This window comes from Acidianus sp. HS-5, from assembly GCF_021655615.1.
Classification (GTDB): Archaea; Thermoproteota; Thermoprotei_A; order Sulfolobales; family Sulfolobaceae; genus Acidianus.
Genome location: NZ_AP025245.1, coordinates 723020 through 748271, shown reverse-complemented (window position 1 = coordinate 748271; position 25252 = coordinate 723020). Strand labels below are relative to the sequence as shown.

30 protein-coding genes and 3 pseudogenes are annotated in these 25252 nt (G+C 36.0%); 14 read left to right on the top strand and 19 right to left on the bottom strand.

All coding sequences use genetic code 11. From position 1 onward, the window contains the following. Positions 1–91 precede the first annotated feature (91 nt). Positions 92–991, top strand: coding sequence for an ABC transporter ATP-binding protein (locus tag HS5_RS03965; protein WP_236752873.1), 900 nt, complete (start codon positions 92–94; stop codon positions 989–991). Beyond that, positions 988–2325, top strand: coding sequence for an ABC transporter permease subunit (locus HS5_RS03960; protein WP_236752872.1), 1338 nt, complete (start codon positions 988–990; stop codon positions 2323–2325). Before HS5_RS03965 ends, HS5_RS03960 begins: the two co-directional genes overlap by 4 nt. Before the next feature lie 90 nt (positions 2326–2415). On the opposite strand, the gene HS5_RS03955 is transcribed toward HS5_RS03960, so the two are convergent. From HS5_RS03955 to HS5_RS03945, 3 genes are all read right to left on the bottom strand, one after another. After that, positions 2416–2958 (bottom strand): nucleotidyltransferase, encoded by a 543-nt coding sequence (locus tag HS5_RS03955; protein WP_236752871.1) that lies wholly within the window; start codon positions 2956–2958, stop codon positions 2416–2418. After that, on the bottom strand, positions 2925–3182 hold the full coding sequence (locus HS5_RS03950; RefSeq protein ID WP_236752870.1) for a hypothetical protein: 258 nt from the start codon (positions 3180–3182) through the stop codon (positions 2925–2927). The genes HS5_RS03955 and HS5_RS03950 overlap by 34 nt, the downstream gene beginning before the upstream one ends. Before the next feature lie 68 nt (positions 3183–3250). After that, complete coding sequence (locus HS5_RS03945; RefSeq protein ID WP_236753458.1) at positions 3251–4378, bottom strand: MFS transporter; 1128 nt, start codon at positions 4376–4378, stop codon at positions 3251–3253. Positions 4379–4535: 157 nt separating this feature from the next. Between HS5_RS03945 and HS5_RS03940 the strand changes: the two genes are divergently transcribed. From HS5_RS03940 to HS5_RS03925, 4 genes are read left to right on the top strand one after another with little or no spacing between them, the layout of a single operon-like run. After that, a complete protein-coding gene (locus HS5_RS03940) occupies positions 4536–6434 on the top strand; it encodes a 4Fe-4S binding protein (protein WP_236752869.1) in 1899 nt (632 codons plus the stop codon). Further along, positions 6431–7171: a hypothetical protein gene (locus HS5_RS03935; protein WP_236752868.1), complete on the top strand. Its 741-nt coding sequence runs from the start codon at positions 6431–6433 to the stop codon at positions 7169–7171. Before HS5_RS03940 ends, HS5_RS03935 begins: the two co-directional genes overlap by 4 nt. 30 nt (positions 7172–7201) lie before the next feature. Further along, complete coding sequence (locus HS5_RS03930) at positions 7202–8287, top strand: MFS transporter (protein WP_236752867.1); 1086 nt, start codon at positions 7202–7204, stop codon at positions 8285–8287. A 26-nt stretch (positions 8288–8313) separates the two neighbouring features. Further along, a complete protein-coding gene (locus HS5_RS03925) occupies positions 8314–9450 on the top strand; it encodes a hypothetical protein (RefSeq protein ID WP_236752866.1) in 1137 nt (378 codons plus the stop codon). Positions 9451–9524: 74 nt separating this feature from the next. Here the strand turns inward: HS5_RS03925 and HS5_RS03920 are convergent, their stop codons facing one another. From HS5_RS03920 to HS5_RS03910, 3 genes are all read right to left on the bottom strand, one after another. Then, entirely contained in the window at positions 9525–10805 is a 1281-nt protein-coding gene (locus HS5_RS03920; RefSeq protein ID WP_236752865.1) for a hypothetical protein, read from the bottom strand. A gap of 147 nt (positions 10806–10952) precedes the next feature. Next, on the bottom strand, positions 10953–11669 hold the full coding sequence (locus tag HS5_RS03915; RefSeq protein WP_236752864.1) for an ABC transporter permease: 717 nt from the start codon (positions 11667–11669) through the stop codon (positions 10953–10955). After that, positions 11662–12489 (bottom strand): ABC transporter ATP-binding protein, encoded by an 828-nt coding sequence (locus HS5_RS03910; protein ID WP_346729557.1) that lies wholly within the window; start codon positions 12487–12489, stop codon positions 11662–11664. The genes HS5_RS03915 and HS5_RS03910 overlap by 8 nt, the downstream gene beginning before the upstream one ends. Positions 12490–13136: 647 nt before the next feature. Between HS5_RS03910 and HS5_RS03905 the strand changes: the two are divergent. Next, positions 13137–13458: pseudogene (locus HS5_RS03905) on the top strand (ISNCY family transposase); the annotation flags it as partial. A gap of 20 nt (positions 13459–13478) precedes the next feature. On the opposite strand, the gene HS5_RS03900 reads toward HS5_RS03905, so the two are convergent. Next, the gene (locus HS5_RS03900; RefSeq protein ID WP_236752862.1) at positions 13479–14705 is read right to left on the bottom strand and encodes an FAD/NAD(P)-binding oxidoreductase; all 1227 of its coding nucleotides are present in this window, start codon (positions 14703–14705) and stop codon (positions 13479–13481) included. A gap of 488 nt (positions 14706–15193) precedes the next feature. Here HS5_RS03900 and HS5_RS03895 point away from each other — a divergent pair, with 488 nt between their 5' ends. Together HS5_RS03895 and HS5_RS03890 are read left to right on the top strand one after the other, a co-directional pair. Next, positions 15194–15415 carry a hypothetical protein gene (locus HS5_RS03895; RefSeq protein ID WP_236752861.1) on the top strand — a complete coding sequence of 74 codons (222 nt, stop codon included), beginning with the start codon at positions 15194–15196 and terminating at the stop codon, positions 15413–15415. A 192-nt stretch (positions 15416–15607) separates the two neighbouring features. Beyond that, the gene (locus HS5_RS03890) at positions 15608–15751 is read left to right on the top strand and encodes a hypothetical protein (protein ID WP_236752860.1); all 144 of its coding nucleotides are present in this window, start codon (positions 15608–15610) and stop codon (positions 15749–15751) included. Between the two features lie 122 nt (positions 15752–15873). On the opposite strand, the gene HS5_RS03885 is transcribed toward HS5_RS03890, so the two are convergent. The 4 genes and pseudogenes from HS5_RS03885 to HS5_RS14480 all read right to left on the bottom strand — a co-directional run bounded on the left by HS5_RS03885 (position 15874) and on the right by HS5_RS14480 (position 17566). Then, positions 15874–16053, bottom strand: coding sequence for a hypothetical protein (locus tag HS5_RS03885; RefSeq protein WP_236752859.1), 180 nt, complete (start codon positions 16051–16053; stop codon positions 15874–15876). 293 nt (positions 16054–16346) lie between these two features. After that, on the bottom strand, positions 16347–17012 hold the full coding sequence (locus HS5_RS03880; protein ID WP_236753457.1) for a DUF4143 domain-containing protein: 666 nt from the start codon (positions 17010–17012) through the stop codon (positions 16347–16349). A 133-nt stretch (positions 17013–17145) separates the two neighbouring features. Then, a pseudogene (locus HS5_RS14485) lies at positions 17146–17195 on the bottom strand (hypothetical protein); the annotation flags it as partial. Further along, positions 17195–17566 (bottom strand): AAA family ATPase, encoded by a 372-nt coding sequence (locus tag HS5_RS14480; protein ID WP_256445566.1) that lies wholly within the window; start codon positions 17564–17566, stop codon positions 17195–17197. The pseudogene HS5_RS14485 and the gene HS5_RS14480, both read right to left, overlap by 1 nt. 119 nt (positions 17567–17685) lie before the next feature. Here HS5_RS14480 and HS5_RS03870 point away from each other — a divergent pair, with 119 nt between their 5' ends. Beyond that, entirely contained in the window at positions 17686–18099 is a 414-nt protein-coding gene (locus tag HS5_RS03870) for a hypothetical protein (RefSeq protein ID WP_236752858.1), read from the top strand. Next, complete coding sequence (locus HS5_RS03865) at positions 18096–18545, top strand: GNAT family N-acetyltransferase (protein ID WP_236752857.1); 450 nt, start codon at positions 18096–18098, stop codon at positions 18543–18545. Before HS5_RS03870 ends, HS5_RS03865 begins: the two co-directional genes overlap by 4 nt. Here the strand turns inward: HS5_RS03865 and HS5_RS03860 are convergent. Both HS5_RS03860 and HS5_RS03855 read right to left on the bottom strand, forming a co-directional pair. Continuing rightward, the gene (locus HS5_RS03860) at positions 18529–19251 is read right to left on the bottom strand and encodes an AIM24 family protein (RefSeq protein WP_236752856.1); all 723 of its coding nucleotides are present in this window, start codon (positions 19249–19251) and stop codon (positions 18529–18531) included. The two genes, HS5_RS03865 and HS5_RS03860, sit on opposite strands and share 17 nt — an antisense overlap. Before the next feature lie 5 nt (positions 19252–19256). Continuing rightward, positions 19257–19553, bottom strand: a complete 297-nt coding sequence (locus HS5_RS03855) for a zinc ribbon domain-containing protein (protein ID WP_236752855.1) — start codon at positions 19551–19553, stop codon at positions 19257–19259. Between the two features lie 341 nt (positions 19554–19894). Here HS5_RS03855 and lrs14 point away from each other — a divergent pair, with 341 nt between their 5' ends. Beyond that, a complete protein-coding gene (gene lrs14 / locus HS5_RS03850) occupies positions 19895–20266 on the top strand; it encodes an HTH-type transcriptional regulator Lrs14 (RefSeq protein ID WP_236752854.1) in 372 nt (123 codons plus the stop codon). Positions 20267–20328: 62 nt separating this feature from the next. Here lrs14 and HS5_RS03845 read toward each other — a convergent pair whose 3' ends face one another. From HS5_RS03845 to HS5_RS03835, 3 genes are all read right to left on the bottom strand, one after another. Next, positions 20329–20682 (bottom strand): aspartyl protease family protein, encoded by a 354-nt coding sequence (locus HS5_RS03845; protein WP_236752853.1) that lies wholly within the window; start codon positions 20680–20682, stop codon positions 20329–20331. Between the two features lie 120 nt (positions 20683–20802). Further along, positions 20803–21321: an adenosylcobinamide amidohydrolase gene (locus HS5_RS03840; protein ID WP_236752852.1), complete on the bottom strand. Its 519-nt coding sequence runs from the start codon at positions 21319–21321 to the stop codon at positions 20803–20805. A 42-nt stretch (positions 21322–21363) separates the two neighbouring features. Further along, positions 21364–21678: a ferredoxin family protein gene (locus HS5_RS03835; RefSeq protein ID WP_013776751.1), complete on the bottom strand. Its 315-nt coding sequence runs from the start codon at positions 21676–21678 to the stop codon at positions 21364–21366. A 362-nt stretch (positions 21679–22040) separates the two neighbouring features. On the opposite strand from HS5_RS03835, the gene HS5_RS03830 reads away from it, so the two are divergent. Together HS5_RS03830 and HS5_RS03825 are read left to right on the top strand one after the other, a co-directional pair. Then, positions 22041–22319, top strand: coding sequence for a hypothetical protein (locus tag HS5_RS03830; RefSeq protein ID WP_236752851.1), 279 nt, complete (start codon positions 22041–22043; stop codon positions 22317–22319). Positions 22320–22425: 106 nt separating this feature from the next. After that, a complete protein-coding gene (locus HS5_RS03825; protein ID WP_236752850.1) occupies positions 22426–23418 on the top strand; it encodes an alcohol dehydrogenase catalytic domain-containing protein in 993 nt (330 codons plus the stop codon). Here the strand turns inward: HS5_RS03825 and HS5_RS03820 are convergent. The 3 genes and pseudogenes from HS5_RS03820 to HS5_RS03810 all read right to left on the bottom strand — a co-directional run bounded on the left by HS5_RS03820 (position 23407) and on the right by HS5_RS03810 (position 25234). Continuing rightward, positions 23407–24363 carry a hypothetical protein gene (locus tag HS5_RS03820; protein WP_236752849.1) on the bottom strand — a complete coding sequence of 319 codons (957 nt, stop codon included), beginning with the start codon at positions 24361–24363 and terminating at the stop codon, positions 23407–23409. The genes HS5_RS03825 and HS5_RS03820 overlap by 12 nt on opposite strands. Before the next feature lie 286 nt (positions 24364–24649). After that, positions 24650–25065 (bottom strand): annotated as a pseudogene (locus HS5_RS03815) (conjugal transfer protein). Position 25066: 1 nt separating this feature from the next. Further along, complete coding sequence (locus tag HS5_RS03810; protein WP_236752848.1) at positions 25067–25234, bottom strand: hypothetical protein; 168 nt, start codon at positions 25232–25234, stop codon at positions 25067–25069. Between the last annotated feature and the right edge of the window lie 18 nt (positions 25235–25252).

Below are 25252 nucleotides of genomic sequence, written 5' to 3'. Positions count from 1 at the left end.
TTTACTTTACTTTAGTAAAGTGAAGTATATAAGCTTTTCTGAAGAGTTTCTTACGACAAGCTTTAATAATTTCTCAGTAGATTTTAGCTCGATGATAAGAGTAGAAAACTTAGTTAAATATTATGGAAAAATTCAAGCATTAAACGGAGAAAATTTCACTGTGAACGACGGAGAAATTGTTGGTTTTGTAGGTTTAAACGGTGCAGGGAAGACTACTACCATAAAGATTGCCTCTGGAGTAATTTACCCGACTTCTGGAGACGTTTTCATTGACAATTATAGTATAACTAAGGATAAGAAGAAGGCTTCAGAGAACGTAGGCTGGGTCCCGGAACTCCCCATCTATGAGCAGGACGTTAAAGCCCTTGATTATTTTGTTTACATTGCTGGCTATTACAAGATCCCTACCTCTGAAGCAAGAAGTATGGGGAAGAAGTTGTTTGAGGAAGTAGGATTGTCAGGGAGGGAAAACGATAAGTTGAAGAATTACTCTCAAGGAATGAAGAAAAGGTTTGCTTTAGCAGTTTCCCTTATCTCGAACCCAAAGAACTTTCTGTTCGATGAAGTGTTAAACGGTCTCGACCCTGAGGGGATGCAGTTCTTTAAGAACTTAGCTCTTAAACTTAAGAAGGAAGGTAAGACAGTGCTTTTCTCTTCTCACATCCTTTCTGAGGTTGAGTCGTTAGCTGATAAGGTAGTATTCCTCCATAAGGGTAAGATAGTGAAGGAGACGAGGATGGAAGACTTGAGGAAGATGATTTCTACTAATGCTTTGAGGGTCGTATTAAACTCACCGTCAGAGGAAGCGCTTAAAGCATGTTCAAGCTTCGGAGAACCAACGCTTAACAATGGAGTAATAATTATTAATAACTTCAAAGGGGACACGGAAGACGTTGCTAGAGTCTTAAAGCCTTATGGAGTACTTGAAATTGGATACGTCAGGCAAGATCTTGAGAGCTTGTTCTTTAAGATAATAGGTGAATCACAATGAACCCTATTCTTTATGATTTTAAAAGGTCTTTTCTTAGGCTTTCAGTAATCATTTTTCTAGTGTTATTTGCAGTTGTAGGCATAGGTATAGGATATCTAACTTATCACATCACATTAGCAAATTTGCCTCAGTCTTCATATTATAACATGAACTTTGCGGGTGTAACGTCTGGTGATAATACTGTAGAAGGATACATATTTAATAACCAAGGTAATCCATTATCAGCTACTGTAGAGTTATTAAATGAAGGTAAAGTAATATCGACAACACAGAGTAATTCCTCAGGATTCTTCGTAATTCAAGGTAATAATGCTACTTGTATATTAGTAAAGTACTCAACTTATGACGAGAAAGCAGTTTTGCCCCCTAGCGGAATAGTTTACAATGTATCGAAATTCTACAATTATTTCATATATAGAGGAGATTTGATGGCAGTTATTTTAGGAGTTAAGGGTTCTGTAGGAAAATTAGTTCTTGTAAGCACATCAGAAGAAGGTTCACTAAACTTAACGTTCTATAATGAAGGGCTTAAAAGCATATGCTCGCATACGATCAACTATTCCTCATATATAACTGTTACAACATTAAAAGTTCCACCTGGAACCGAGTTAATTTCTATAGCAGGAAATTTATTACATAGTAGAGCTATTGCAGGTAGAGGAGCATTCCGCATAAGCTGTATTTACTATCCGATTCCTTATGTTGAAGATGCTATTAACCAAGGTGTATCTTCGTCCTCTTCACTGTTCCTAGAGTTTTTCCCAATAATTATGATATACTTAGCTTACGTATTATATTCTAAGCTTATAGATAGTGGCGCAATAGAATTCATAATATCTAGGCCTCTGACAAGGACAAGCTTTTACCTAACTAGACTCGGAAGCGGAATATTGACAGGAATAGTGACTAGTATTATCTTCAGTGTTATAGTGGGTGCAACTTTTTCAGTCTTAGTGCATTATTTCCCAGCATTTGTGGTAACTATGCTTATAGTCGAACTAATTTCAGTACTATCTTTCTATTACATACTAGCATTCATGTTAAGCAATTTCATTAAATCTGCGACGGCAACTCTTGGAATATCAATAGCCCTATTCTTTATTATTAGAATAGTAGAAGGGATATTGCCTATATTTTTGCCAACAAGCACTACAAATATACTTGCGTATTATATAAATCCGACATCTATATGTGCAGTAGCATCTTATCTATCAACTCATTTAACGTTAGTCTGTGCGCCTTTCAATGTAGGAATATCAATAGCTTTACAATTGGTTTGGTTAGTGGGACTTTCAGCTCTTGGATATCTTAAGTTCAGAAGGACAGACCTATAATGAATTGTCTTAATTTTTTATTGTTTTACTCTTATAATTAAATTTGAGTGAAAATTTTTCATTTCATTGTCATTAATTCTACTATTTAACTCAGCAAACTAAGCCTATCATTTCCGCAATACCGCACAGCTTATTATACGCCTTGAATTTTTTAGCCTTCTCCTTCAGTCTTTCGCCTATACCTTTATTTAATAGGACTGCGATCACGTCCTCCTCATCTTGACTGCTACCATAAATTAGTTTCGCTACTATTATGTCTTCAACGCTTTCGATCCAACAGTCTATTCCCATGAGTTTATCCCTAACTCTATCCTTAAGCACTTCAAGGTCAAGGTCGTCGCTTGCAAACTTCAAATCGACGTGAAATAATACATCCTCTGGAATGAAAAGAGTTATTCTTCCTCTTTCTTTAAATGCCTCCTCCAACTCTTGTCTAGAAAATTCGAAACCTTGTTTTACCAAAGCGTTTAAAAGGACTTTAATGTCGCAATTGCCTACAATTACGTCTATATCTTGAGTTACCCTGTTCCTACCATAATGGATTGCAACTAAACCTCCTACAATTACGTACTCACAATTAGATTCCTCCAGTGCCGATATTAGCTTTCGCAGTTCCTTAGCTTCCTTCTCCATTCCCTCACCTTCATTAAATGTTCCCTAGCCTTCTTCACGTCTCCGTTGAACGCCCTTAAGTATTCCCTCTCCCATATTTCATAAAGTTCTGCAAATATCTCTTCTGAGGTTTTGCCTGTCCTCTTCATCATTTCTATCTCAAACTTTATGTCGTCAACCCTCTTCTTAAATCTCTCATATGAACCAAAGGGCTTTATTATATCCTCATAAACTTTCTTGTCCATTAAGAGCATATGCACAAAAGAGCTTATATAACTATTTAAGGAGCTTAAAGATGAAGTTAGCAACAAGCCTATGAGGTTGATTTTACGTCCTTTCTTATCACTGGATAATAAAGGACAGCAGAGGTAAATCCCAACAGTGATACTAAGAACCACAGGATTGTGGGAGAATAGAGGTAGTAATTCATTAAGAAGCTCGTATATGATGAGCCTAGTACTCTGCCTAAAGCAGTAACCATTCCGTAAATTCCTATTTCTCTTCCTCTGCTTTCGTCCTTTGATAGGGAAGAGGCAATAGCTTGAGAAAGAGGAGAAACTACCATTTCGGCTAAGGTTATAAAAGCCATGTCCACTACCGCTAGTATAAAATTGGTCACAAATGCTACAGCAAAATAAGAAACGCCGTATAGCATAACTCCTAGGACTATCATTTTTCCAGTAAGCCTCTTTCCTATCAACTCTTGAAGGAATACTATTAATAACCCATTAACCATGAATAGGAGGCTCACCTGGAAAGTAGATAGTCCAACTACCACATCGTAGTAAGTAAGAAGAGAAAAGCCCAACTGTCCCATTATCATGAACGTAAGGAAAGTAGGTATTAGGAAGAGTATAAAACTCCTTGATAAGTTAATGGCTATCCTTATTTTACCTTTAAAGTCAGGTAAGGAAAAGAGGAGAGGAAGTGGAAGTAGGGAAACTATGGAGGATACTAGGAGCAATTCCCTAAAGCTCCACGTTGTAAAAAGAATTCCACCAATTACCGGTCCGACAGCCCAGCCTGCATTAATTCCTACCCTTATCCTGCTAAAAGAAATTACAAGCCCCTTAAACTCCTTATTTAAATCTCCTACCATTGAGGTATTGGATACATTATAAATGGAATTAAAGAAAGTCTGTACGAGGATAAAAACAACTACTGCTAAAGGAAGATTAACTAAGAATGCAATGAGTAATGAAATCGATGAGAGTGCTGAAGATAAAACCATTGATTTAACTCTACCTATGAAATCCGTCATGTATCCACCCATGATGTACGCAAAAATACTTACTACACCTTGAAAGATGTAAAATAGGGAAACGAAACTTAAGGAAAAATGATAAACATCGTAAAGTGCAAAACCTATGAATGGCCAAATTATTGAACCGCTTAAGGCTCTTGAACCACCTATCAAGGCAAGCTTATTAATGTCCTTCAACATGTAGAAATATCCCCTTCAGCTAAAAAGATTAATTAACAAAGCTACCCACACTACTAAAATAAGGATTAAATCACAATATAAAGGAAATAATCATAAAAAAGTTATATAGCTTTAGTAAGAAAAATTTATAAACATAAATATCGTAGGATTTGTCATGAACGAACTGGTACTCTACGCAATAGCTGGATCAATGTTAGCCGTAATGTTTTACGTAATTTATGAAGTTGAGAAATGGAAGAGCGATAGGAGAGTCCTTACAGCAATATACATAGAAGGAATGATGCTCACAATGAACTTAGGAGCTTACCTTTACGTAGCTTACCATTGTTTATTTTATTTCCTAGTAATTAATGGTGCATATGCTTTCCTAGGTCTCTATTCTATTCTCCTAACTAAGCACGTGAATAAGAATGTGATCTTCTCACTCTTCTCGGCCTTCATGGTTATTTCAGAGTTCTTCATGGGCTCACTGTTCGTATCTCTGGAGACTGGAAGGCCTGCAACGTTCAATTCGTCAATAAACAATGTATGGTTTGTAACTGTAATGTTGACTGAAATGTCCTTTACCTTATTCCTCTCCTTCAGGAAGTTGGATAAGACTACTAGAAACTACCTAATTTCCCTACTACTTTTAATGCCCTGGTTCCCCGCACTCTTCTCCAGTGTGGTAATTCCATTTTGGGCTTCAGCAATAATAATGATAGGGTCAACTATTTTGATATACGAGACTCTCTATAATCAGAGGTTAAGAGCAAACCAGGAAACTTTCACGACCATGGAGTTAATGTCAATATTCATGCTAATGATGCTCGGAGAGTTTCTTTACTTTATTTACTCAACGTTAACAGTCTTCGATGCATCAATGATTATAGCAATGGCGTGGTTCGTATTTAGGTCATTAGTTGGACCAAACCCTTTAAAAGGAAACTACTTGAGGAGTTCTAAGGTAGCCTTCGGCATAATATTCCTAACCTTCGTAATGGAGTTCTTCATGGGCGGAGCTTTAGACTTTATAGAAGGAGTATTTTCTCCCGGAGTCTCTGGCTTTTTGTCCTCTCTCTCATTACCTTGGTTGTCTCCATACAGTGTACAAGGAGCACTGTGGGACTTTATAGACATTGTAGGTAGCGTTCTCGGAAGTACGTGGTTTTTAATAATGATGGGAGTAGAGATGGGCTTCTTGGCATTTAAGAAAATGATGGAGATGCATGTGAGGGAAGTTAGAATAAGGATGGCTTTAATGATGTTAGCTTATGCCATATATTCAATATATTTGCCCACGTTTTCCCCAATATCTTCCATCGCTCAATACATTCCTTATATGTGGTCGATGGGAATAGGAACTATGGCTCCCGTTAGTAATGCTGTTCTAGTAGGATTAATAGGCACTTACGTAGTTTACGCTGTGTTGTCTTTTCTGTTCGGTAGTAGAAACTTGTGTGCAGTTAGTTGTACGGCTCCTCTAATGTATCAAGGTAACTTCTACGATTCTCTAAAGGTTTATAACAGAACTTCCAGACTAGGTAGGAAAACATTAACTTCTAGGTTAGCACCTTGGTATAGGGCAATAGCTTTAGGAGTTTCCCTGTTTGTCCTAGGTACTGCTATAGTATCTTATCTAAACAGTGAAGGTATTATACACTTTACGGTATATAGTGTAGATATTACTATTCTCATATACTTCATATGGTTTGACATAATGTGGTACCTGCTTTTCATATCGATCCCCTTCTTGGGAACTTTCGCCTGCGTAACTACTGGGTACTGTTACTGGGGAGTTTTTAACCAAGCGGTCAGTAGGATAGGACTATTTAGGCTGAAAGTTAAAGACCCTCAAAAATGTTTAAACTGTAAGACGGTGGACTGTGCTTCTGCCTGTCCAGTTGGCTTAACTGACATGCGAGCTTCATTTATAAAGAAAGGAGAATTCAGGTCAATGAAGTGCGTGGGCTTGGGAGAATGCGTTAATGCTTGTCCTTATGACAATATAACGTTTTACGATGTGAGGCACTGGATAAGAAATAAATTCCATAGAGCGAGTAACAAGTCATGAATTTTCTTTTCGTGGCAATTGCCGGGATAATGGTTGCAGTAATAGTATTTTTACTCTACGAATCTGAGGAAGTAAAAACAAAGTTAGGTTTTTCCCTAGTTATCTTCGGCTTTATAATGATGATTACGATGTTCATAGGTGCTACTCTTTATTTGATCTCTCCGACTTCACTTTCCTTGGCGGAGGCAGTACTTATTAATAATTTCACAATGCTTGCATATATTCTTTCTGTTTTCCCTTTTCTCAGGGGATTTAAAGTGAAGTTTTCCCTTTCTAGCTTATCATCAATCTTGGTTTCTTTGTTGGCAGTCATTAACGAGATCTTAATGAGTCTTACTTTCAACATAGCCTGCAGATTTCCTAACGTGATTTATGAGACTTTTAATGGGGGTTGGTTTTTTTACCCGATGATGGCTGAAATGCTTTCGTTGTTCTTAATCCATTACGTTAAAGGCCAATTTTACAAGGATCTCTTTCCTTTAATAGGAATTACATCCTTTCCTCCTACCTTACTTGATAACGAGAAATGGTTTTACACAGCCCTAGTTATCTCTCTGATTTTAAGCTTCATAGGTATACGCGAAAGCAAGCTGCTGGTCAGGATAGTTTACATAGCTCTAGCAGTTTCGTTAGTTTCCCTCTTTTTGTTAACTCCGTTTTATGACTCTGTTATAGTACTTTCAATGATTACATATTATTATACAATTTTGCATGTAAGAGAACACCAAGTAAGATAATAATAAAAAAGTTAAATCTCATTGGTACTCGTGAAGAAGGAAGAGTTCCTACTAATACTTTCGTCCTCTTTGTCAGGATTAATAATGGGAAGTAACTCCATAATCATTTCTCTTTATCTTCTTTCCTTAGGTTTATCAGCATTGGAAATAGGCGAACTCCTCTCCTTAGGAGTACTTGTGGGTTCTTTTGTCTCCCTATTACTTTCCTTCTTGGGAGACCTTTACGGGAGGAAGAACTTCGCCATATTTTCTAGAGGAATAAGTACTCTGTCTTTCTTCTTTCTCTTCCTTGGAATTCCTATTGCTTATGTATTCTCAATAACTTGGGATGCTGGAGGTCTTTTATTTTCCTTGTTAGCAGAGAAGTCTGAAAACCTCGATAAAGCACTGGGACTGAGGCAAAGTCTCACAATACTCTTCTCAGTTGTAGGTAGTTTACTCCCTATTTTTCTGGAGTACAGAAGCATACTTTCCCTAGATGTCCTCATAAATTTATCTGCACTCCTTCTCCTCCTACCCATAAAGGAGAAATTTAAGGGGAGTAAAAAGCTTAAGTTAGGTAGCTTAAAGGTAGTATCAAAGTTCTCTACAGAGGCAATAATAGGGCTGGGTGCAGGGCTAGTGATTCCTTTAATGTCCTTATGGTTTTACTTAAAGTTCGGTGTATCGAGTTCTGAAATGAGTCCAGTTTTTGCAATCTCAGAGTTTACTTTAGCCTTCAGCAGTTACGGCTCAGTTTTGCTGGCTGAAAAGCTGGGGAAAGTAAAGACTATAGTTTACACCCATTCCTTGGCTATTGTACTCCTCTTCCTGCTTCCCTTTTCATCCGATTTTATAATAGCTTCGCTCATATTTGTCAGTAGAAACGTGCTAATGAACATGACTTCACCGGTTTTTGAAAGCCTTCTCCTAAAGTTAATTCCAGAAGATGAAAGGGGAAGGGCAAACGGTATCGTAGGATTTATGGAGTCGATACCTAGAGCTATAGGGCCTAGCATAGGAGGTTTCTTCTTTAATGAAGGCAATCTGGTCCTTCCATTCTTCATCACTGGTTTCCTTTACTCCTTTGCTACATTACTTTTCTTCATTTGGTTCAAAAGAGAGGAACATCTTTAAACTCTGTATCCTATATATTTATTAAAATGCTGGAAATGATACTGCCGAACTCAGTAATAATAGATGCAGGCAATAGAAAGGAGTTTACTGACCCTACTTTTGTCCTCGCTCTTTTCTTGTCACCATTTATGTACGAGAAAAAACCTGAGGAAAAGGAGTATGAGGTAATAGAAAGTATAAGCTTTGACGAGTTGAGTGAAGTTAAAGAGAAGGACTTCCCTGTTTACGCAACTTATTTCCAACAAAAGGTCCTAGACGATTACGTAGCAGGTAAGGAAAATGTAAGGAATGCAATAAATTTCCTAGTTAACAGACTGAAGGATGAACAAGAGATGGAAAAAATAAGGAGAGAGTACGAAGACTTCATACTTGAAAAATTATCATTAAAGGAGTTCTTCAAATCCAAAGATGAAGATTTGAAGTACGTTTTTCCTTACGTTTGGAGGTTTTACACTCCAAACTTTGATGACGCCATAAGAAAGATTAAATCGGGGAAGGATATAGAGTGCGAATATTTAGGTCTGAAAACTTACATAAATTTGATCCCTAAGGAACTCTTTCCATTTTTTAGACCTTACGTTTTTCTATCAAAATCTCTTCCAAGGATAGGATTAAAGATGGGGGAAGTCCTTATAGATCCTGAGGAGATTACAATAACTCAGTTAAGTGAAGAAAGGCTTTCTTTTTCTAGAAAATTCCTTGAAAAAGAGCTGGGTAAGCTAGAGTCAAAGGAGCTGTCCTCATTTATAGAATCAAAGAGCGAAACGAGCAGGAGGATACTACTCTCCTCGCTAAGGTATGCAAACTGGGCTTTAAAGAAGGCGGGAATAAGCCTAGAAGACTCTGTGCACTTATTTGTCAAACTAAAAAGCTTAATAGAAGAGATAGAGAAAGACTTTCACAGCGCAATAGATAACGGAGTGGACTTCAACGAGATCAAGGATGAGGTAAGAAAATACGGTTGGATGAATTTTGAGGTAAACCCTGCAGTGAACCCTTTAGCTTTAAAGAAATCCGTTAGACTACTCTCAATAATGAGAGAAATAGGAGACATGTATTTCATTCCTTATTCTATAATAATGAGCGCAGTAGTATCTGCATATGTCAGCGGAAAAGATCCTAAACTACTGATCTACGGATTAAAGACAAATAAATTCATTTAACTAAGTATATATACAATTGCATGTTTTATCTTAACAAGGTTCAAAGGGGCGGAAGACTCCTTCTGCGCCGTAGATCATTTAAAGAACGCATCTAGACCGCTCTTCTTATTTACTACTTTTTCGAGGAATGCATCCCTTATGGGGAGGTAAACCTTTTGGTAGAATTCCCTCTGGTTCTGCAGAACCTCCTTAGGAAAAGATGAAACGTATTTTACTGTTTCTTCCCAGGCTTTTTCGTAAGGGATTATTGTGTTAATCTTCTCCTTAATTTCTTCATTATAGTCTTGAGGGGTCTGCTCCTTATCTCCTATAACAAACAGGCCGTTTTCTTGATTTTGATAAACTTGTTCCCCTGCAACAGTAACTAGGATTCTGTCCTTCCTAAACTCCGTAGGCAACTTTTGCCCGGAAACTTTAGGAGTATAACCTTTACCGTAATACTTAGCCCATGCATAAAATATTGCTCTATTTAATCCGAAGGATTCAGCCTTAGGTAAATCACCGTAAAGAACGTAGTACCTTGCAGCTTGAACAATACCCATTACTTGGAACCTTCCTATCTTACCTTGAGGAGTCCTCTTCCTTTCTGGCTTTATTCCCTCATGTGCAGGCTTATATTCAAGAATTGCCTTAGATAGGAGTTCCTCAGCTTCATCTTCAACATACCTTGAATACATTCCTTCCTCGTGAACAAAACTTTCCGGCTTTGCCCAATCTAAACTGAATTCATGCAGTTTATCTGGGGAAAAACAAACAGCAACGTAATCAAGCTCTTTGTGGAAAGAGAGAGGAGCTGTAAAGATCCTCTTAGAATCTATTAGCTCGTCTATTTTAAGTACTCCTCCAGACTCGTCTGAGAGTTTCTTTATGTTGTCTTTAACTTTTCTCAGGATATATTGAACTATTGCGTGGGAAGCTGTTAATGGATCGTAATCCTTGGGTATCGCGTTCTCGTTTATCCTAACGTGGATTCCTTCTCCACTCCATAGTAGATAAACTGACATAGACACGCCTTCCTTATCTAGAGCTGAGATAATCACGTCTGCAGCTTTAATTGCGTATTCCCACTTGTCAATTTTAGTATCTATGTCGAAGAAGGGTGTGTAAGCAATTATCTTGTCTTTCTCCACGTTTTCTTTATTAACCTTATCGTATTTTCCAGCAGTTGCATAGACTGTCCTTGCGTTATATTTCTTAACTAACAAGGGAACATCATCTGCAGATGAAAATTTTAAAGGTTCTTCTCCACTATACCTTATCATCGTCTTACCGTAAAGCGCGATCCATCTCTCCTTAGAAAATTCGAATATCTCTTTCTTTACTATCTCTTTGTTATAATGGGTTAGTAGTTCCATAGGTTATTAATTGTAAGAAAGGGTAATTAAGGAATTTTACTTCCTCCTACTGTTCTTGAGGATATCGTTGGTATTTTGAATCTCAGACCATGAAATAGTGTTACGTCATTTGTCTAAAGCTGTAAACTTTCTGAAAGCACCAGTGTTCTACTGTCTCTTTATTAGGTAAGTAACTCCAAATATTAACACTCCTGAATATATGACAATCCCTAAATTCCAGATCAATGCTTGAAGTCCTTGACCTAAATAGGAGTAGTATATTGCTCTTGAGACGTAAGTTGTTGGTTCTAAATATGTTAGATATCTAAAAGGCAAAGGAATTACGCATGGAGGATAGTAAACGGGAGCAAAGAACGCTAATGTAAAACTAAGAATGTTTGAGTATTGATTTATTGCTCTAACACTTCTTATTAGAAATGCCAAGAATGCTCCCAACATGGAGCCCAGCACTAATGAAAGTAATAAGGTTAAGGCTAGAGTAGCTATGCAGAGAGGAGTTATACCAAGGAACGCGTCGCCTACAAAAATCATTAACGGAGTTACGACAATTGTTTGCAGTCCGCTACAGAGCGCAATTGCCAATACGCTTAGTTGCATCGGAATTCCGGAAGATATCATGAGTGAGATTCTTCCGGTCTCTCTTTCGTAACCTATTTGCTGAGCAACACTGTTTATCATGCTAACTGCTATGTAAAAGGTGATAGTCCCAGCTATAATGTAAATGGAAAATGAGCTTCTTGCTACGCTTCCCATCATTAGTAAAAGCCCTATTGGGAAGAAGACAGAAAAGAAGATTAGTGAGGCAATGTAAGCTTTTGCAGTCTTAAGTCTCATTATAACTAAATTGAGGAATTCCTTAATCATGATTTATCACCTTAAGGTAAATCTCCTCTAGAGTAGGTAACCTAACTTCAAACTTCCCTTTAATGCCTCTAATGAAGTCTGCAACTTCCTCCTCCTTAACGTAATAAGTCTTTCCGGTAGAGTAATCTATAACCTCGTAATAGGAGGAGAATTTACTCTTTATTTCTGACGGTGTACCTTCCATTATTATTTTTCTATTTATAAAGTAAATCCTATCCGCTAGCCTTTCTGCCTCATCCAAGTAATGGGTGGTTAAAAGCATTGCCTTCCCCTCTTTTTTCAGCTCGCTTAAGACTTCCCAAACTTCTCTCCTAGCTTCAGGATCTAAACCTGTTGTCGGCTCATCTAGGATTACCACGTCAGGATCGTTTACTAAAGCCATTGCTAACAATACTCTCCTCTTCAGTCCTCCGGAGAGATACTCCGCCAGTCTGTTCTCGTACTCCTTTAACTCAAGCTTTTTCAGAAGTTCTTCAGTCCTTTCTCTCGCTTTTTCGCTGTGCATTCCCTTTATTTTCCCCATGTAGTAAATGTTGTCCTTAACTGAAAGAGTAGCGTAAGGAGTGCACTCCTGCGGTATTACACCCATCCTCTTCTTTATGTTATTGTTTATTTTACTTCCCGAGACAAGTATTTCTCCCTTCGTCGGCGTTAATTCACCGTATATTTGTTTAACCAGTGTTGTTTTTCCTGCACCGTTTGGGCCTAATAATGCAACTAACTCTCCTTTCTTGACTTCCATTGTAATATCCTCATTTGCGAGTATCTTGTCGTAATATTTCCAAACATGAATTACATTTATCACATGCGAATAAAGCAGATTTACATTTAAAAACCCTCTGTAAAGTTCACTTTACTTAACTAGTAAAGAAAAATTTATAACGAAAATATAGGGAGATGAAACCTCCATTATAGATTTCAAAATAATGAACTCTAATAACATATATAATTAATAAGTGTCCAAAAACGTATAGATTTGAAGAATATACAATCAGCAAATTTTAGGCAATTTGAGTAGAATTACTAAAGAATATATTAGGGACTTACATAGTAATATTCTGCGAGTTTTGCTCAAATGAAACTATTCCTAAGAAATAAAAATCTCTTTTAAGAAAAAATATAACAGATAAATATTAAATAGAAAGAGAAGAATAATTTTAGATTATACTCAATGCATAAACCAAGATCATTATAGCATAAATCTCCATAATTCTTTGGGATCCATTGTATTTTTAGTTTCAATTTCTATTATTAAATATCCTAAATAAATACGCTACGGCACTTGTTACCCAAGCAATTATTAAACCGACTCCGACTCCTCTAAAGTATATATTGCTTTTGAGATATCCAATTAAAATAAATATAATGCTCAAAAACAGCTCGAGTAAAATTAACGCTATAAGCAGTTGCTCCCCTAAAAGTCTCTTTCTCCATTCTGGTAAAGTTGACTTCCTAGTCATTTTCTTTACAGTAAAATTGTTAATTCTAGTGTATATAAGGTAATAGGCTCAACTTGTATTCTACTGACCTTAACTTGAGCGATGAAGAAATAGAGGCTACTTGGAGGATTAGTGGGGGATAGAGAAGTTTCACAGGGACGTCAAGGCTTTAGGTATGCAGGACTCTTCCTCAAGAGGAGTAGGCTACAAGGTTACTTGCTCCTCTTCGCTATGGTTGTTAATACAGTAAGGGAACTGGCTAGCTCCCTTAACCTGAGGAGCTCCTCGGGTTCGTTGAAATACGTTTAGGGAGTGCACTAGGCCTAATGAAAATCTTTAAGCTACGTTAAAATGGAACAACTGCTATTCTTTATTTTGATTCAATGAGATTCCTCAAATTAAAACTTTCATCTTTTAATGAATTTTTCTTCCCAGAAACATCTATTTTCTTCTCTATCATCTTATTTAATACCTCAAGTTCGCTGTAGTCTCTATTTATTGCTAGATAACCCTTTACTACATTGTCTTTTAAGTATATAACATTGAAATTAGGCCCGTCAAATTCGAACTTGCCCCTTATAATATACTCGTCATAGTTCATAGTATCTCCAGCAGATTCTATGTGCAAGTCGAATATATCAGACCAGATAGATGAAACGAAGTTGTAAGCTTCTCTTTTGCCTGTCATATTTCTTGCTGCTAGCTTTCCAGTATAATCTGCATTGTTCCAATGTTCTATCCTTTTTCTCCTCCTCTCTATTGGATCGTAAATGTTAGCTACGTCTCCCGCAGCATAAACATCTTTCATGCTGGTTTCTAGGTACTCGTTGACGAGTATTCCGTTATTTGTATTAATACCGCTTCTTTGGGCTATTTCGACGTTAGGAAGTATCCCTACTGCAATTAAAACTAAATCGGCTTCCAACTTCTTACCGCTATTAGTAGTGACGTATTTTACTCTATTATTACCTTGAATCTCCTTAACACCTTCATTCAGTATAAACTCTACACCTTTCTTCTCAAAATACTGCTGAATAAAACGAGAGATTTTCTCATCAACAAAAGTATTCCATATATAAGGCTTAATCTCAAGAACCTTAGCTTTCATCCCTAACATGGTTAAGCTAGAGGCTGTTTCTATGCCTATAAAACCTCCGCCTACTATTATTACGTTCTTCCCCTCTACAATGTCCCTTTTAATTGAATCACAGTCGTCTAAAGTTCTTAAATAATGCACTCCATTAAGGTTCTCCACTGAAACCCCTAACTTCCTTGGACTTCCCCCAGTAGTTATTAATGCCTTATCAAAACTCACTGTAGTACCATCATCTAAAATTGCGTTGTTCTTATCTATTTTTTCAACGCTCTTGCCTAGTATTAATCTCAAATTCTCTTTCCTGTAGAAGTCTGAGCTTTCAAAGAATAGTGCACTACGATCTATCTCTCCCCTCAAATACTGTTTAGATAAGGGTGGTCTATCATATGGGTAATATTTATCGCTTGAGATCATAGTTATTTTTGAATTAGGCTCCAACATGATTAGCTCCTTTAATGCGTTATATCCTGCTATACCGCTCCCGATAATTAGATATTCCATAAGTATATGTCTATCTCACAAAATATAAGGATTATTTATTAATTAAATTAAAAATTAATGATATCTATGCATAATGTAGTTATTTGCTTATAAATAAGAAAACTCTCCATGGGAGTAAAAGAGAGTTCGATGTATTTTAGCCGAAGAGAATAGTATCTTAACGATGCCTATTCCCAATTATGGCTATTTTATAAGCTTTCAATTCTCTCAAATGAGTGAATTCAAATCGAGAGAATTAAAGGTAGTAGAAACAATCGAAATCTTTGCTAGGAGAGATAATCGGCGACCTCTTTTAAAGATCTTGTAGGATTGTTCTACCTCGATTAGGGAAAGGTACTAATTTGTCTACTGTATCAATACTCTAGCCAGAGAATTTTTGTGCACTACTGCCAATAGGATGAGAGTCAAACCGTTAGTGGGAACGATAAGCTTTAGATGAATTGAATGCGGAAAAGTAATAAAACCTTAAAATTAGAAAGTGTTAAACCATGAACATTGATGAAATGATAAAAGCGGAAAAGGAGGCTAGGGAAATTAGGAGGAAGACTGCTGACTGGAATTTTATTAATTCTTTACCCCCAAAGTTGAGGATACCCCTTGAGTACTACATCGAGACTGGAGATATTTATAATGCAGCAAAGCTTGCAGGTTTAGCAGTTGATGAGTTTAATGAATTGAGGATTAAGGCTGGAATTCTTGCAGTCGATTAAGGCAATTATTTTAGTTTAAATTATTATATATATCAAAAACTAAATACTTACAGTATTTATTATGTAACTTATTATTCTAACTCTAAAAGTACTATATGAAAGATATACAGAGATTTTGTTATTCTAAATATAATGTTAGAAATACAGATTATAGGTCACTATTTTTATAACCTTTAAATTAAAGTATATGATATGGAAGTAAAAAAAGGATTAATGGAAGTAAAATTTGAGAGAAGGAACTTTGTTGCATTAGAAAATAAGGAAGATTTCGATGAACTTGAAAAGATTCTTGATGAAAAGATGAAAAACACAAAAAATTCTTACAATTTTCATTAATAAATTTAATTATTTTGTTGGGTTCTGGACATATATTTTTAATCTTTCATATATTCTTTCTCTCCAATCAACTTCCCATATTATTATACAGCACGTATTCCTATCAATAGTTATAACTAACCTTATATTCCCTTTTCTTGCTCTATAGCACATGTGATATCCAGAAAGAGGTTAAACGAGTCTGGATCTTTACTGAGATCTTTAAGTATTTCTCTTATTCTCTTACTGCTATATTTACTACCTGCAAATTTCCTTACTAGATATTCTAGATCTACTAATATTCTATACGAGGAACACGTCATTATTTATCACTTGATTAAACCTTAGTTCTTTTCATTACTATGATAAAATAATTATATGCTGTTTCTTGATCATTCCTATGAAATAAACACATTTAATTGAAGTTTTAATCGTTAATTTTATGCTAATATATAGTAGATCTGAAAAGACGTACAAAGAAATTGGACAAGTTTGAGGTAAAACTGCTAGTTAGAATTTTATAAAATTTCTTAAGTCTAGACAAAATTTTAATAAGGAAAATTTATGCCCTAGTTAGGTTAGAGTTATATCACGTGATTATCTGAACACATTAGCTCTAGATCAGATATTTCCATAAAGGTAATATCTTAACCTTCTTACCCTCTACGTTTATCTCGTCGTCTAAGTCCCAGCTTATTATCTTAAGTTTGCTAATGCCTAGAGCTTCGCTACCTTTTATTAGTGAAGTAATCTCGTTCTTATTAAGCTCGTCTAAAGAAGAGAAATAAGAAACTTGAATTAACTCTCCTTCCTTCTCGTCAAAGAAGTCTACCTCATAATCCTCACCTCTCACGTAGTAAACCCCATCAAGTTGGTTCTTCCTAAGCAAATGAATTGCAACAGCGTTCTCCATTATACCGCCGTAAGAAAACGGCGACAAATAGTTAATTATTCCGGGGTCTACGACGTAAACTTTCCTGTAAGTGTTAAAATTCCTTGGACTCCTACTGTACCTCTTAATTGGGTAAATTAGATAAGACTCTTGTATATACCTAAGCCATTCCTCTACTGTAGCAGTACTTACTCCAAGGTTGTAAGATAACTTCCTTATTGAGACCTCTGAGGAGAAATACTTTACTACTGCATTCGCAAACTCTTTAAATTTTGTTACGTCTCTCACTTTATACCTACTTACTACGTCCTTAATCAGGATGTCGTTATAAATTGAGGGAATTATCCTCCTTCCCAAGGAAATTGCTTCAGGGAACCCTCCTTCTCTCAAGTAACTTTCAAGGTGAGACTTTATTAGTGAAGTTGACCTGGTAGAGTAAACGTCTATGTTTACTTCTTTGTATTTTAAGTACTCTTTAAAAGAAAAAGGGAAGAGGATTAAATCAACGTGTCTCCCAGTAAGTGCAGTTGATAGTTCTCCCGAAAGTAGGCTTGAGCTACTTCCAGTAACTATTACCCTCTTATCTTTTCTATTTTATTAACGAATAATTCCCAGCCCTTGGCATATTGCGGTTCGTCTATTAAAATATAATCAAAGTCACCGTAAATTTCGTAGAAAGCCCTAGTAAGCATGTCAAAATCGTTGAATTCCGTAAGTCTGTCGTCACTGAAATCCACGTAAGCGAATTTCTTCCCTCTCACAAGGAGGTAACCTAATGTCGATTTACCCGATCTCCTAACTCCTAAAATTGACAGTACGTTAGGTCTTAAGAGGTAAGGACTAACGTCAAATGGTAGTTCCCTTTCTATTATCTTCTCCTCGTCCAGAGATTGGAGGTATTCCTTCTGGTCATTTAAAATCCTTTTTAATTCTTCAATGTTCACAGTAATAAGTTGAAGATAACGTAAAAATGTTTTACTATACTAAAGCACTTCCTCGTAAATATGTATCACTATACTAAAACGTCTTAACATTTAAAAATTTCCATGAGAATATATATTTTATGATGCAAGCTCTTTGCAATTCACCAATAGGTTTAGGAGGCAGATATGCAACGTTCCCTTTTCAAGGCTTCGGTTTAGGAGGTATAATGCAGAGATTATTGGGTTTCTTTGGAGGTATGGGTTTTCAATCTTATCCGTTTATGGGACAAAACCTAGGTGTCCTACAAGTAATTCACCCTTCCTTCATGACTACATACCCTAACATTGCTTACACGGTAAGATTATGCCAATCCCCTGGTTTTCTTGGAGTAGAAACAGGACATAGCGGTTTATTATCATTGCCCGGAATGGTTGATGATTATACTTTGCACAATTCTCTACTTTCGTCTATGGGAATGACAGGAGGATTAATGCCTTACGCAGGCATGATTCCTGAAGATTCATTATTCTCACTCATAGGTTCAATGCTATGAATTTGAAGGAAGTTATGGAGAAGAGCCTTTCTCCTTTTGATTCTTATTATGCTCTACTTAATTTAAAGAGTTCCAAGGTTATTGTAGAGAAGGAAGGGAAAGAAATCGTAGGCTTTGCTGAACTGAAAGTTAACGGAAATGCAGGAATAATATTTTATCTGGGAGTACTTCCTTGTTATAGAGGCAGAGGTATAGGCAAAAGATTGGTAAAGAGAGCTGAGGATTACTTTGTTAGAAATGGCTTAGGTATTTCCTTAGCCTCAACAAGGGACTGGAATAAGGTTGCAGTTTCTCTGTTTACTAGTTTAGGTTATAAGATTTTCAAGGAAGATGAGGTTAGATTTTCCGTTATAGAGTTACTTAACGCATATGACGATAATTTGATACTATGCAAGGAACTGAAAAAAGGAGGCGAATCTTGTGAGATTTTCATAATTGGATATTAAATGAAGGACCTTGAGGTTGTGCAGGTCCTCCTCCGTTACCTCCAGCCATTAAGTTTAGCTTTGCTATTAATTGCTCTAACGATATGTTGTGCAACCACACTCTTCCTGGTCCCGTTAATTTAATGAAGAAGGCTCCTTCCTTCTCAAAGTGACCGAATAGCATAGTCTTTATTCCTCCTGCTCTAGTCATTGAGTACTGCATTGTGTCGTCGAAAGCTAATAAGTGTCCTTCTTCAACTTCAATTTCTTCTCCTTGTTGTAGAACGTAACTGCTTACTCCACCTAAGGCGTGAATGAAAACTGAGCCTTGTCCAGAGAAGTGCGCCATTAATAATCCTTCACCGCCTAGCCAACCTACAGATATTTTATCTAAATTTGCAGAATACTGAACTCCTTGTTCAGCAAACAGGAAAGAGTTATGTTCAACCCTTATTCCATTACCGTTTAAATCTATTTTAACAATTCTTCCCGGTAAGAAGGACGAGAACTCTGTAACTCCAGGACCGTAAACTTGCATTACGAAGAACCTACTACCGGTCAGCTCTCTTTCAAACGACTTCAGTATACCTCCTTGTGCCGCATAATTTATATTCACTGTAGGAGATTTTACAACTAAGTGACCTCCATCTCCGTAAATCATTTCTCCGTCATTTAAGAAAACTCTTATGTGTTGCATATCATAACCTAATATTCTATATTGAGGCATTTATCTCACCATAAGTGATGATGCTTATGAAGTTCTGCACCGCAGTACATGCATCTCTTTGCGTCTGGGGGATTTAATTGCCCGCAGTTTGGACAAGCAATTCCTTGTTGTTGAGGAACGGGTTGCTGAGGAATATCTTGAGGTAATTGTTGTGCTTGATTAAATACTTGACCTTGGAAAGGCTGTGAGTTCATTATTGATTGTAGAACTTGATCATATATTGTAATATCTGCACCGCATACTTCACAATAATTTAAATCTGGTCTTAAAGTTGCTCCGCACATAGGACAAGTTTGTGGCATAATAATAATTGTACAAACTACTTTATATTCTTTCCTAATTTAATTTGGATCTGTTATTCAATTGATCTAAATGTAATCTTTGATTATTTCTCCAAATTCTAGTATTTAGAATGAAATTTGGACTTAAGGTTTCTTATTAATTCTTGAGGATAGTCGGGAAATGAATTTACGCTATTAACGTCAATGCCTGCAATCTATTAAGATTCAAAGACACTCTCAACTCTAGATATTACGTTTTAATCTTTTATTAAGTATATTCTAAACAATCAAATAAATTAATATTTTACTAATTTATACAAAGATTTATATATATGTTTTTATCATATATATCATGATTAGGTATGGAAGTGCAAAAGTTAAAAGTTAGGCTACCATCGGGGAAAGAGGTAGGGTTACTAGATGCATTACTCTTCTGTTACGACGTCTCAGACACTGACTTTAAAGTGCTTAAGGAGTTAATAACAAATGGGCCTAAGAACGAAGATGATCTAGCTTCTTCTCTGAAGCTAAGCAAGGCCTCAGTTAATAGATCATTGAATAAACTGCTGTCAATAGGTTTTGTACAGAGGATGAAAGACCAGAGTTCTAAAGGAGGTAGACCCAGGTTTATATACACTGCAGTGAACTCTGAAGAGCTTGTAGAAAAAATCTCTAAGGATTTTGAATATTGTGCCAAAATATTTATAAATATAACTCCAGCAGAGTTAAAGTAATATATAAAAATTCTCACATCGTCTTTTTTAATTATATAACGGATAATATTATGAGGCTCCAATTATTTAAGAATAATCCTCCCCTGCCTTATCTCCCTCTTCAAGGGATCAAGAACTAGCCCGAAAATCTCAAGAGTAACTACTCCCAACAAGTTCTCATCTTCACTTTCTCCTAAGATAACTGGAGAATGTCTTTCACCATAAGGAGGAAGTTCAATTATAGCTTCTGAAACTCCCCTTTCAATTGTTGTGCCGTCTGCAAGAATTAAGGAAACCTTCGAAATCTCTTTTAAACCAAGTCTTTCCCACACTTCCTTCTTTAATACCGTATAGTAAGCTCCTGAGTCAATAAGAAACCTGACTTTCTCAGTTATGCCATTATTCTTAACAATACCATCAACGTAAACTAATCCCATAATAAAATATTCTCTTTAGGCTTTTAATTTCTAACTCATGTCTATAAACGTGGTGCTTAGTACTTCAAGCAACTTCATGGTCATGATATACAACTAGGTTATAGTTCAAGGTAAGTACATTCAATTTTTAATCAGTATCCTTAACCTCTCTCTTACTTCCCTACTTATTTTCTTTCCCAATTCACTACCAGGTCCTGCAAAGTAGTCATTTCCTCCAATACTACCTACAGCAACTGCATCACTTACTGTGCCTGTGAAGGGTAAATTCATGTCCCTTAACGCGCCGCTCTTAGCTTCTGTTATTGTCCTTACTAAATCTACTAGTCCGTTTATATTAAGAGGGTAATCTACAAAGGCGGAAATATTTATTGTGCAACCCGCGTCTTCGCCGCTCTCTCCTATGCCCGCAGAAATAAAGAGCTCTCCCCAATCTGTTTCTTTAAAAACGTAATTTTTTGCTGCAGTAATGAAAATGATTTCTCCTTCTTCTTTTATTCTTTCGACGTCCTCAAATGCGTTTTTACAGTAATCCTTCCCCACGAATAGTACCTTTATTTTATTTATGTAAGAGATTCCCTCTGGGTAAAGGGCGGAACTTAAGGTTAGGTAACTTCTCTTTAGTTTAAAATCCTTTATCATAAAGAGAATAAAAAGAGAGAGATGATAAAATTAGGGGTAATTTCACGGTGGTTTAACATCAATTGCGGCGACCGGACAAACGTTTACGCAAGCCATGCAGAATATACAAGCTTGTTCATTTATTGGCATTGCCTTCTTTTCTGATGCTGGGTGACCTGGCGTATCATACCATTGAAACACATTGACGGGGCAAGCAGTTATGCAAGATCCATCAGCAATACATAAGTCGAAGTCTACCCCAACTATTGTCCCCCATATTCCTAGCTTTTTAGGAGGTTCGTAAGGGTCGTATACTTTTATTCCTTGAATTTCTGTAACAACTTTCCTTGTAGTCCTGTAATTAGGATCTATTCCCATTAGGGTTCCCCTAAATAATTCTTTAATTAGCTTAAAAGTTTTGTGCTAGCATGATAGTTTTTCATAATTCTTAATAGGCCTTTATTATTTAAATAATAAAAAGTCGTCAATAGAAAAATAGTCTGCGTGAGTAATCTGTCTATTATCAAGGATAAATTATACTTGACTGTAGTTTAAAGAGTAGTAATATTCATTACACAAATACCATCTGCATGAGAAGATCTTACTCTTTAAAGTTTCAGAAGGTATATTATCTAGAGTATTCTGGCAAGTTTCTATTAGAATATTGAAAATCATTATGTCTCGAAAAAGTTTGAATTAAAATAGAAAAGTTTAAATTTTATTTTTCATATATACTTGATATGAAACGCTATACATTCTACATGAGTGAAGATATTAGAAGGCAAGTTTACAGAGAAGCTTTAAGATATTTATCTCCAGAGCAAGTAAGGCAAATCGTAGGAGAACAGAAAAAGACGGAATTTTGGAAAAATAGATCTAAAGTATCTGATGAAGCTGTAGAAAAACTGTTGGAAAACCTGCCTGCTCAAGTAAAATTGGAAATTTTAACTGTAATAGAGAAAGATTTGAAGGAAGCTTTAGATTCTATAGAGAAGGAAAAGAAAGAATTAGAAAAATAAGGAAAAATTTTTCTTGCATATTTTTAAGTTAAGATAATTTACTATCGTAAGTAAGTTTACTCTCATTAACTTAATTTACTTAAATAATAAGGAGAAATAATTAATCATGAAAGCTCTAGTTTTCGAAAGAAGCGGAATAGATAATCTAAAGCTAGACGACGTTCAAATACCAGAAGTAGGTTCTCATGATGTTAGAATTAAAGTTAAGATGACTGGAGTAAATCCCATTGACTATTTCGTAGTTAATGCACTACCGGTAAAACCGCTGCCTCACATCCCAGGTGCTGAAGTTTACGGTGAAGTCGATGCAGTAGGAGACCATGTTAAAGGTGTAAAGACTGGAGACAGAGTAATTGTTTATAACAGAATCTTCGATGGCATTTGTGACATGTGTTTATCCTCCATGGAAATGCTGTGCAGAAATGGAGGTATAATGAGCGTAATAACTAACGGAGGTTATGCGGAATACGTCACAGTACCGGAAAAGAACGTCTTCAAAGTCCCTGACTACATGAGTGAAGAGTTAGCGTCAAGTATTCCTGTCGCCGCATTAACAGCTTATCACGCATTAAAGACTGCGGAAGTTAAGGCTACTGACACTGTAGTAGTTTTCGGAGCCTCTGGAAACACAGGACAATTTGCTGTTCAGTTTGCTAAGAGAATGGGAGCTACAGTAATAGCGGTAAGTAAAAAAGGATGGCTTAAGGACTTCGGGGCCGACTACGTTATAGGTTACGATAACATGAAGGAGGAAGTTTCAAGGATAACTAACGGTAAAATGGCTAGCGTTGTAGTCAATTCCGTTGGATCTTCAGTTTGGGATTCAAGCCTTCAAACGCTAGGTTTAAACAGTAGGTTAGTGTTCTTCGGAGGAATAACTGGAGCAAGTGTTAATTTAGATCTTTCACGCATATATTCATCCCATGCTAAGCTAATAGGTACTACTGGAGGAAATAGACTAGAGATTACTGAAATCCTTAACAAATGTGAGGACTGCAAAGTGAAAGTATGGAAAGTCTATCCTTTAGAACAAGGACAGGAGGCGTTAAAAGCTCTCTTCGATCCTTCTAGGGACGGAAGAATACTTTTAAAGATATGATGGCTTAAGTATCCAGCAATATAGAGTGTAACCAAGTTCTGCAGTTACTTGGTAGTCGTTAAATTCCATACCTACTTGAACGCCGTCAAGGTAATAAGAGCTCTCGTTTATTTCAAATACTTTATTTATCCACTGGAATTCGTTCTTTATGAAGAAAGTAAGAGGAATACTTACTTTCCCTTCCAAGTTTTTGTGTGACAAATAATAAACGCCTATCCATCCGTTTGAGGAACCGGTATGAGGTAAAATGTAAACAGTGAATACACATTTAACTGATGTACCGTTTATGCATAAGGTGACCTCAACTTCTCCTTCTTTTATAAAATAAGAGGATAAACTCTCGTTATGGTAAAGCCATATCATAAGCTCTATTGATGGGTAAGCTAAGTAAGTTACATTTGGGTTCTGGGTTAGCCAAATATCGTAAGAAAAGTCGTCTATTTTTCCTTCTTTTATCCAAACACTAAAGTTTAAGGTAGAAGTGACGTTAGGTAAACTACATGCTTTCTTAGGTAAAGTGAAGGAAGGGTTCTCTATTGTCGTCCCTGCAAATGGGAACCATCCTTCATGTCCGTACATGAGTCCAGGGTAGCCATCAACAGGGATATTGGGATTTATTTTCTTAAAATTAGAAAAGTTAATGTCGACGTACAAAACCCCATTTTTAAATGTCATGTTTGTTTCTCCGTCAGCGTATTTTAAATTCCAGAGAAAGGGTGAAACAAAATATGAACAGTTGCTTAAGTATATTTCTCCCATTGCGTATTCGCTGTCGCTTTTATAACTTCCAAGAATTGAAAAATACTCTTGGGAAATGATACTTGATTTATTTTCTGATATTTTAACAGGAGTTGTAATATTTAGAGGATGTAATGATAATAGTAAAATACTTAAAAATATCACTAAAATTAGTACACTGCTACCCACGATTACAATTTTCTTCATATAATATCCCTTGATGGTATAACTGTTATATAGAGTAGATATTCTTCCTATTAATTTAATCCGCATGCGTTCTTACAAAGCGTAATATTGTGTTTTATATATAAATAATTTTTAATTTTAGGATTGAAAATTTCTTGTAATTTTGCTAACATATAAGATTAATAGTACTTTCATATTAATTCCGAGCACTAGTGGAGGCATAATAGGATCTAACTTTTTAAGCTAATAAGAATTGTAGGACATATAACAGCTATATCAATGGAAAGTGCGGTTCATTAGTTAAGACCTAATAGTTCTTTATAATCAACTTAGAGTTTTTATCAAAGCATATCATCACGCTTGAAAAGAAATCTTCCCTACCTAGAATTAAGCTCGGAGAAGCTCCTTCAACAGTACCAAAATCGGCTATAGCGACAGGGATTTCGAGATCTTTACTAAGTTCAATTAAATGAAATTTTAATTTATATCTCTTTGTATATAGATTTGATTAGTTAGCATTATTGCATCAAAATAGTAGTTATCCAGATTAATAAAACATTCATTTAATGTCCTTCTATTTATTAAAGAAAACCCGCTACCACTATCCGGTAATGCGTATATTAGAAATTCGCTTCCAGTTTTTTGGCAATTTATCCTTACTTTAATTAAAGGTACAAAATAACCTTCAGCGTTAATGAAAGGAATCTCTATTTCTTTACCCATGTTAGCTCTTCTCTTGCTTTACTACGGTCAAAATATCATACTGATTTCTTCTATATCCTTTTTTAGCCATTATTTCCTCAATTTCCTCCCATGAATTACCCTCAGCTACAATATTTCTATTTTCATCTATTGCCAAATATTTCCTTATGATTTTAATGTTTCTAGACATCTGCTTCATATTAAATAT